At 28.6% G+C, this 8,475-nt stretch carries 7 protein-coding genes, 3 tRNA genes and 1 pseudogene; 5 read left to right on the top strand and 6 right to left on the bottom strand.

The features are described from left to right. Positions 1-279, top strand: a 279-nt coding sequence (locus tag AJ884_RS08260; protein ID WP_186820846.1) for a hypothetical protein, incomplete at its 5' end; no start/stop codon positions are given. Positions 280-321: 42 nt separating this feature from the next. Here AJ884_RS08260 and AJ884_RS08255 read toward each other — a convergent pair. Beyond that, positions 322-1,170: pseudogene (locus tag AJ884_RS08255) on the bottom strand (tyrosine-type recombinase/integrase); the annotation flags it as partial. 303 nt (positions 1,171-1,473) lie between these two features. Between AJ884_RS08255 and AJ884_RS08245 the strand changes: the two are divergent. From AJ884_RS08245 to AJ884_RS08235, 4 genes are all read left to right on the top strand, one after another. Beyond that, positions 1,474-2,325, top strand: coding sequence for a 3'-5' exonuclease (locus AJ884_RS08245; protein ID WP_250493671.1), 852 nt, complete (start codon positions 1,474-1,476; stop codon positions 2,323-2,325). Between the two features lie 16 nt (positions 2,326-2,341). Continuing rightward, positions 2,342-2,581 (top strand): helix-turn-helix domain-containing protein, encoded by a 240-nt coding sequence (locus AJ884_RS08240; protein ID WP_044779479.1) that lies wholly within the window; start codon positions 2,342-2,344, stop codon positions 2,579-2,581. After that, the gene (locus AJ884_RS09995; RefSeq protein ID WP_153882520.1) at positions 2,574-2,735 is read left to right on the top strand and encodes a helix-turn-helix domain-containing protein; all 162 of its coding nucleotides are present in this window, start codon (positions 2,574-2,576) and stop codon (positions 2,733-2,735) included. The genes AJ884_RS08240 and AJ884_RS09995 overlap by 8 nt, the downstream gene beginning before the upstream one ends. A gap of 451 nt (positions 2,736-3,186) precedes the next feature. Next, complete coding sequence (locus tag AJ884_RS08235) at positions 3,187-4,098, top strand: AEC family transporter (RefSeq protein ID WP_002861688.1); 912 nt, start codon at positions 3,187-3,189, stop codon at positions 4,096-4,098. Between the two features lie 7 nt (positions 4,099-4,105). On the opposite strand, the gene AJ884_RS08230 is transcribed toward AJ884_RS08235, so the two are convergent. The 5 genes from AJ884_RS08230 to AJ884_RS08210 all read right to left on the bottom strand — a co-directional run bounded on the left by AJ884_RS08230 (position 4,106) and on the right by AJ884_RS08210 (position 8,395). Continuing rightward, positions 4,106-7,618: an acyl-[ACP]--phospholipid O-acyltransferase gene (locus AJ884_RS08230; RefSeq protein ID WP_070233913.1), complete on the bottom strand. Its 3,513-nt coding sequence runs from the start codon at positions 7,616-7,618 to the stop codon at positions 4,106-4,108. 44 nt (positions 7,619-7,662) lie between these two features. Continuing rightward, entirely contained in the window at positions 7,663-8,043 is a 381-nt protein-coding gene (locus AJ884_RS08225; RefSeq protein ID WP_070233912.1) for a hypothetical protein, read from the bottom strand. Between the two features lie 66 nt (positions 8,044-8,109). Continuing rightward, a tRNA-Asp gene (locus AJ884_RS08220) sits at positions 8,110-8,186 on the bottom strand. 51 nt (positions 8,187-8,237) lie between these two features. Continuing rightward, positions 8,238-8,313 (bottom strand) — tRNA-Val (locus AJ884_RS08215). A 6-nt stretch (positions 8,314-8,319) separates the two neighbouring features. After that, a tRNA-Arg gene (locus AJ884_RS08210) sits at positions 8,320-8,395 on the bottom strand. Positions 8,396-8,475 lie beyond the last annotated feature (80 nt).

The raw sequence follows: 8,475 nt of genomic DNA, 5'->3' as shown, positions 1-8,475 counted from the left end.
ATACACTTAAATTCTTATTTAGAGGCTGAAAGTAATCTACAAAAAATCAAGATTTTAGTCAAAATATATCAAAATTTACAAAAATGTAGCCGAACTCCTGATCTTATTGACATAGAAGAACTTGAATTTAACAAAGAAGACATTTTCGAAGAATTATTTTATGCTTTAGGCGGTTTAGGAGGTATGTATTCCGTAGAAATAATACAATCAAGAATTGCAAATTTCATCAAAATACTTGGCGGAGAACCTAAACTTTTATTAGAAAGATTCACAGCATAGACTTCAAAAAGAAGTCTATGCAAATACTCAATTTTAGAAAAATTAATTATTCAATAACGCAGCTTTTATTGTATCATTTGTTGCTTTGGCATATATAGTGGTAGTATTTAGATTTGCATGTCTTAGAATTTTTTGTATGACCACAAGGTTTGTTCCTTTGGCTGTTAATCTCATGGCTAAAGTGTGTCTAAGCAAATGAAGTCCTTTTTTGCTGATCAAAGCTTTAGCGTAAATATTATTTACAATCAAAAAAGCATTGCTTCTATTTAAATGTTTTCCTATGCTAGTTTGCATTATGTAATCATGATCTTGGATATTTTCTTTAAAATATTCAAGCTCATCATCTACTTCTTTTTTAATAAATGCAAATTGTTCTTTACCACCCTTGCCTATTATGGATATTTTTAATATTTCATCATCAACCTCTTCAAAATCACAAAGTTTTACATTTAAAGCTTCAGAAATTCTAAGTCCTCCATAAAGCATAAGTTTTATCAGTAAAGAGTTTCTAAAACTATTATAAACTTCTTTTTTTGCTTTTTCTTTCTCTAAAACATTATTTAGCCTTATAATTTCATTTTCATTAAGATAATTTAATTTTTCTTCTGATTTTTCTGTTCTAAATCTAATTTTCTTCATATCAAAGGAAAAAATAAACAAATCATCATTATTATCGCTTATAAAAAAAGCTAGTTAATACTCTCAAATAAGTTATTTTTGTTTTTTTGATAGTTTATTGCCATTTTTTGAATTATTTTCTAAATAATTAAGAAAATTGACTAAAAAAGTCGTTTTTATATCGTTTATTTGCATTTCATCTTGATATTCTAATAAATATTCTACAAATTCTAGTAAAATACGCCTATAAAACAATAAAGTGTTCTTTAAATATATATTATCTATATAAATAAAATTTCATATAATCCGCATACAACATCAGAAATTGATAATAAATATTTATCTTGATTTATCTTATTGATGTTTTTAAGTTTTATTCCAACAATTTCATAAAACTTTAGTTTTATTGTATTTAATTTATCTTCAGTGTAAAAAATTTATATTTTGCAATTGGTCCTTCAAATAATTTTATAGATGTAAAATCTATATTTTCAAGTTCTTTGCTATACAAATAATTATTTATAACTTCTTTTAATTCAACTTACAAAACCAAAGCTAGAATATGATTTTATTTTAGTGGATGAAGCACAGGATATCAACGCTTGTGTTATCGACATTGCTCTTAACCAAAAGCAAGCTAAAAAAGTTTTTATAGGAGATACATTCCGAAGCATTTATAAATTCAGAGGTGCTGTAAATTCCTTAGAAGTATTAGCATCTATGCCAAAATCTCATATTTTATATCTAACTCAAAGCTTTAGATGCCCACAAAGCATAGCTACTATTGCCAATTCTTATTTGGGAATTTTAAATGCTCCAAGAGATTTTAAAGGAACGCTAAAACCAAGAAAGGAAAATAATGAAAATGAAGCAAAAGCTATAATATGCAGAACTAATGCTAAACTATTTGATATAGCAGTAGAAAATTTAAATAAAAAATTATTTTTTGTGGGAGGGGTGAATAGTTATAGTTTTGATGAGTTATTAGACATACAAAATCTTCTTTTTAAAAAACACAAATATATCAAAAATCAGTTTATTGCAAAATTTGCCGACTTAAAAGAACTTCTTGAATATATCAACGAAACTAAAGAGGTTGACTTAAAACAAAAAATATTTGTTCTTTTTAAATATGTACATAGCGATATTATAAAGCTTATCAAAGATATTGAAAAAAGCTGTGTTAAAAAACAAGAACAAGCTGATTTGATATTAAGTACAGGACACAAGAGCAAAGGTTTAGAGTGGAATAATGTTGAAATTATTGATGATTTTTTAAACATCAAGCAAGAACTTGAAGAAAGAGAACAAATTACCATAGCAAAAGAAGAATTAAATCTTTTGTATGTGGCAGTTACAAGAGCTAAAAATTCTTTAAACATTAACAAAGATTATTTGCTTGAAAAAGATTTTATAGAAAAAAATTAGAAAGGATAACAATAGAATGAAAATAATTAAAAAACTACAAGAAGATGGAAGCTTTAAAGAGCAAACTTATTATTCTGTCGATGAAGTTGCAAAAATGTACTCTGTAACCCATACAACAGTTCGTACATGGATCTCAAGAGGTGCTCTAAAAAGCCTCAAATTAGGAAAAGGTTATTACATATCAAAAGAAACCATTCTCGATTTTCAGAAAATAGAAGACCCCCCCCCCAAAAAAAAGGAGAGGAAAAATGGTTGAAAAATATTATAATAGAGAAGAAATAGCAAAGATGCTTAATGTAAATATCCTAACAATTAGAAATTGGGTTAAGTCAGGATATATTAAGGAATATAAAATTAGTACAAATGTAAGAAAACCATTATATAATCTTGAAGAAATTGAAAAAAATTAAACTCCAATTCAAACAATATATAACAATCAATCACTCGCCTATGCTCTCGCTTCTTTTAGCGGGAGCGGTATATATTCAATCAACTCTTTAATATACACTTTTAAATACAATGGTAAAAATATTAAAAAAATAGGAATAAACATAATGTTTATAATTTTCCTAACTTTTATCCTAACTTTTTATTTTTATGCTATTTATAAATATTGTATAGTAGTGTTTTTATTAGCATTATTCAAATCTCGCTAACCGCACCATTATTTAAAATTATAATCATTCAACTTAAAATACCAACTATTCAAAATCAAATTTCAACTTACAATTTCTTAAAGTTACAAAAAATAAAAAATATTGGTTTTTTTTAAAAAACTTAAAAAATATTAAGATTTTTTTTAAGTATAAAGAATATAATTCTATCCGTTTTCAAAAACCATCCCTTAAAAAGGATTATTCAATGTTTGTTTTTATACCATTATTTACAATTTTTATTTTACTTGCAGGCGGATATTTTGCCAAAAGAATTGGCGTTTTAAAGCAAAAACAAGCTAGGACTTTTTTAGATTTTGCTATTATTTTTGCTTTACCTTGTTTGATTTTCGATAAAGCATATCATTTAAATTTTGATTTTTCATTGATTATTTTTATTTTTATTGGATTGTTTAGCTGTATACTAGCAGCTTTTTTTGCTATTCTTATTGGAAAAGTTTTTCATTTTTCTAAAGTAACTTTAGTCAGTATGTTTTTGCTTTCTTGTTTTGGAAATACTATATTTGTGGGTATGCCTATTGTTGCTGGTATATTTAATGACCCACAATTTAGCGCTGAAGTTATATTTTACGATGCTTTAGCCACAACTTTACCTATATCACTTTTTGGACCTTTTATACTTTCTTTGGGAAATGGAGAAAAAGTCAGTTTACTTGCTAATGTTAAAAAAATTCTTAGTTTTCCACCTTTTTTAGCTTTGCTTTTTGGTTTTTTGTGCAAATTAATTACTTTACCTGAATTTATTTTCTCTCCTATTCGTTTATTTGGCGCTTCTGCAACCCCTGTTGCACTTTTTGCCATAGGTTTAGGACTTGGCTTTATGGCGATTAAAACCTCTTACAAACCTACAGTAATTGTCATCTTTGCTAAAATGATTTTAGCTCCTTTATTTTTTGTATTTTGTTTAAAAATATTTAATTTAGAATTAAAAAATTCTACCATTGTTGCTATTATAGAAAGCGCAGCTCCTACTATGACCTTAGCAGGAGCTATGGTAATGAAAGCTAAACTAGATAGCAATTTAGCCGTAAGTGCTGTAGCCTTTGGAGTTCTTTTTGCTTTTGTTTCTATGCCAATTTTAATTTGGGCTTTGTTATAAGCTCAAATTATATGGCTAAATTTTTAGCTAATTCTTTAACTTTTTTAAGATCAACTTTTCCTGAACCTAGGAGGGGAATTTTTTCTATTTGAAAATAATATCTAGGTTTAAAAAGTGTAGGTATATTAGAATTTTTTATAATCTCACATACTCTTTCAAAAATTTCATTATTACATTCTATGAGTAAAGCAATTTGTTCCCCTTTTTTCTCATCTTCTAAAGATGTGGCACAAAATTTAACCACTTCAGTATCTATGAATTTGGCAATTTCTTCTTCTATTGTACCCAAAGAAATCATCTCTCCGCCAATTTTTGCAAAGCGAGAATAACGATCGACAATATATAAAAAACCATCTTCATCTAAATGCCCTTTATCTCCCGTGTTGTACCATCTTATACCATCAATTTCTTTAATCACTTCATCGGTTTTTTCTTTGTCATTAAGATAGCCTACCATAACTTGATGACCGCCTATAAGTATGAGTCCATCTTCATTTGTTTTTAAATTTTCATAATTATTTGGATCAACAATACGCACTGCAGTTCCAGGTAGAGGCATTCCTACACTTCCTTCTTTATTGGCACGATGCATAAGCCAATAATCCGCATCAAAACGATTCGGCAAATTTACACTCGCCACAGGTGTAGTTTCCGTAGCTCCATAACCTTCAAAAATGCTTTTTTTAAACTTCATTTCAAAAGCAGTTCTTACTTCATTTTTTAGTTTTTCAGCGCCCGATACAACTATTCTTAAACTTTCAAACATTAAAGCATCAAGCTTTTTATTTCTTGTATAAATTCCTAAAAAGGTTGAAGTTCCACACATAATAGTGACATTATTTTTAGCAACAGCTTTGGCAACCCCTAAGGCATCGGTTGGATCTGAAAAAGTGATGCTTTTAATACCTTCAAGCAAAGGCAAAAATGTAGTTACGGTAAGTCCAAAAGCATGAAAAGGTGGTAAAGATGAGAGAATGACATCATTATTTCTTGTGCAAAGCACATCAGAAATTTGTGCTATATTGCTTAAAATATTACGGTTGTTGAGCATAACACCTTTTGGAGAACCTTCGCTTCCACTACTAAACAAAATAGCTGCGATGGCAAGATTGTTTTTTGAAGGAGTGAAGATGCTTTTGAGTATAAAACTAGGTATAATACTAACTGCTAACATCATGCTAAAAATTTTAGTTTTTTGCATTTTAAAATCTTCTACAATATCTTCAAAATAAATTAAATGTATATTTGTATCGAAATTTAGGTTTATACCTTTATTTGCTAATTTTTCTAAAAAAGTTTTAGAAGTATAAATTTGTGAAATTTGCGCATTTTTTATAGCTGCTTTTAGAGCTTTTTCTCCAGCCGTAAAATTAAGATTTACTGCAATTTTTTCTGCGATTAAAACAGATAGATTGGTTAAAGAACTTGCAAAAGAAGCAGGTAATAAAATTCCTATAGCTTCCTCTTTAGGAGCGTAACTTCCACGCCGAGGGTTAATGTTTAATTCTTTGGATTTTCTTTTAATAAAAAAATTAAGAATTAAACTAAGACTCAACATTTTTCTATAAGAAATATCTCCAGCTAGTGTATCGATAATAGCTATTTGATTTAGATTTTTTTTAGCTGTATCTATCCAAGCTCTTGCTATAGTATGCATAGCTTCGCATTGTGATTTCCAAGCCATAAAAGAAAGTTCAAAAACTTTAGCTTTAACTTCATCTTTTTTAGAATGCAAAGGCATAGCTTTACCAAAAGCTATAGCAATTTTTCTTTTATTTAAAGTGCGGTTTCTTGCTGAAAATTCTTCATCGCTTCTTGAAAAAGCACTACCCCAAAGTCCTCTTATATAAAAAGGAATAATTTTTCCATCATCTTCGCTTAAATATTCACAAGCTAATTCAAATCCTGCTTTAAATTCATTTAATTGTCCATGTCTTGAAAGTGTACCTTCAGGAAACAAGCAAACTAAATTACCTTCTTTGATATGCTTTGCTATCAGTTCTAAACTCGTCTTACTTCCCGTGCTTGATACAGGAATAATGCCAAATTTATCAAGAAAAAATTTAATATACCATTTAGAATAAATGCTTCTTTCCATAACAAAATAAATTTTTCTTGGAATTGCCATTTGTACAACAGCCCAATCAATAAAAGAAATATGATTACCCAAAAGCAAAGCTCCGCCTTTTTCTGGTATATTTTCAAAACCTTCTACAAGTAAGCGGTATCGTTGTAAAAAAGCTATGCTTAAAAGTATACGCACTAAAGAAAAGGGAAATTTTAAAAGTATATAAAAACCTCCTATAAAGGTTACTAAAGTAATAAAATAAAACAAATAAACCACATTGATTTCAAATTTTGCAAATAAAGTTGCTAAGACTAAAAATCCTAACATGGCAATATTTTGAAAAAAATTATTTCCTGCAAGAATTTGCCCCAATTCATTTTCTTTGGCATGAAATTGGATTAAAGTATTTAAAGGAACGATAAAAAGAGCTCCACAAAATCCAAAAAAGAAAAATAAAAAACTATAACTTAATAAACTTATAAAATAAGGCATTAAAAAAGCCATTAAAAACATACCCAATGCACCAAGTGGAATAAGTCCAAGTTCTATATAATTTTTTGAAAATTTACCAGCTACTAAAGAGCCTAAAATCACTCCTATACCAGAAAAAGCGAGTGAAATTTGCACATAAAAAGTATTTTCTATGAAAAGTTCATTTTTGACAAAGACAGGAAAGCTAACAAGATAAAGTTGAGATATAGCCCAAAAAAATGAAATTCCTATTATGCAAAGCCAAATAGTTTTATTTTTAAAAACAAGCTTAAGATTATTTATTAGAAGTTTTCCATGAATATAGTCTTTTTTATTAAAAACTAAATCTTTATTTGTTTGTTTGAGCTTAGGTAAACGCCACGCAAAAAATACTTCGATACAAGAAAATAAAATTAGCACAATTCCTAAAGGCGCTACTTCTTTTAAAATTTCATCTGTTTGATTATACGTAGAGCTATAAAGACTTTCAAAACTTAAAGAAAATAAAGCCATTCCTGCTAAGATTGCCATAATGCTTACTGCATTAATTACACCATTGCCCATAGCAAGAAAGTCTTTTCCTACAAGTTCTTTGATAAAACCGTATTTGCTTGGTGAATAAATCGCTGCTTGTGCTCCCATTATAAAAGTAAAAATAAAAGCCATCCAAAAAGCACCGCTATAGTAACAAATGCAAATTATTAAAGTGAGTACAACATTGAAAATTGCTGAAATTTTCATTACAATATTTTTTGGATATTTATCCGCTAAAAAACCCGAAGGAGAAAGCATAAGAATAAAAGGAAGTAAAATCAAAGCATTAACTATAGCATTTAAAAATAACTGCTCGCTTCCTTCATAGGCCTTATAAATAGTATTTTGAATAATAATTTTATGTCCCAAATCCACAAAAGCATTGATGAATGCTATAAGTAAAAAAGGAATTAATCCGTAAATTTTCAAAAAAGATTTTTTTTGCATTATTTAAACCTCGTCAATTAGCACTTATTTTACAAAAGAATTTATCAGTTTTTAGGAAAATTATCTATATTATCTTTTAAAATCATTCCATCGATTTTTAATTTATAAAATTTTTTAAAATTCTCTAATTTATCAACAATCATTAAAACCCTACTATCAAAAACATAAAATTCTGCAACCTTGCTAGCAAATTTTGCAAGTTTTTTGTCATTGCAAAGCAAAAACTTAGCTCCTAAAGCATTGGCTAAAAATATCTCGTCTTTATTTTGAACTAAAATAGCAAATTCAAAATCATTTTGACTTAAATAAGAAATCAATTTTTCATCATAAACAATACAATAAACTTTATTATCTTTAACTTCTTCAACACTTTCAATAAAAGAAAAATCTAAATTTTTTAATAATTTATGTCCAATAATAAGCATTTTTTTCCTTAGCTCTATTTTTTATTATTTTGCAAATTATACTTATAAAATTGTTACCAAGCAAGATGGCGCAGCGGACGGGGCTCGAACCCGCGACCTCCGCCGTGACAGGGCGGCATTCTAACCAGCTGAACTACCGCTGCATCCAAAGTAAAGAAGTAGAGATTATAAAACCTATTTATGATTTTATAAAATGGTGGTCACTATAAGACTCGAACTTATGACATCCACCTTGTAAGGGTGGCGCTCTACCAACTGAGCTAAGCGACCTATAATTGGCGACCCCTAGAGGATTTGAACCTCTGTTTCCACACAGAGAGAGTGTTGTCCTGGGCCACTAGACGAAAGGGTCATAACCCTAACAATAAAAATGGTGTCCCGTGTTGGATTCGAACCAACGGCCCCCTCCTTAAAAGGGAGATGCTCTACCGG

It is taken from the genome of Campylobacter sp. BCW_6463, assembly GCF_001762785.1.
GTDB classification, from domain to species: domain Bacteria; phylum Campylobacterota; class Campylobacteria; order Campylobacterales; family Campylobacteraceae; genus Campylobacter_D; species Campylobacter_D jejuni.
This window is presented reverse-complemented; position numbering and strand designations above follow the sequence as displayed.

Coding starts and splice junctions, on each gene's coding strand:
- AJ884_RS08240 (WP_044779479.1), top strand. CDS start 2,342: ATGAAAATAATTAAAAAACTACAAGAAGATGGAAGCTTTAAAGAGCAA.
- AJ884_RS08225 (WP_070233912.1), bottom strand. CDS start 8,043: ATGCTTATTATTGGACATAAATTATTAAAAAATTTAGATTTTTCTTTT.
- AJ884_RS08230 (WP_070233913.1), bottom strand. CDS start 7,618: ATGCAAAAAAAATCTTTTTTGAAAATTTACGGATTAATTCCTTTTTTA.
- AJ884_RS09995 (WP_153882520.1), top strand. CDS start 2,574: ATGGTTGAAAAATATTATAATAGAGAAGAAATAGCAAAGATGCTTAAT.
- AJ884_RS08235 (WP_002861688.1), top strand. CDS start 3,187: ATGTTTGTTTTTATACCATTATTTACAATTTTTATTTTACTTGCAGGC.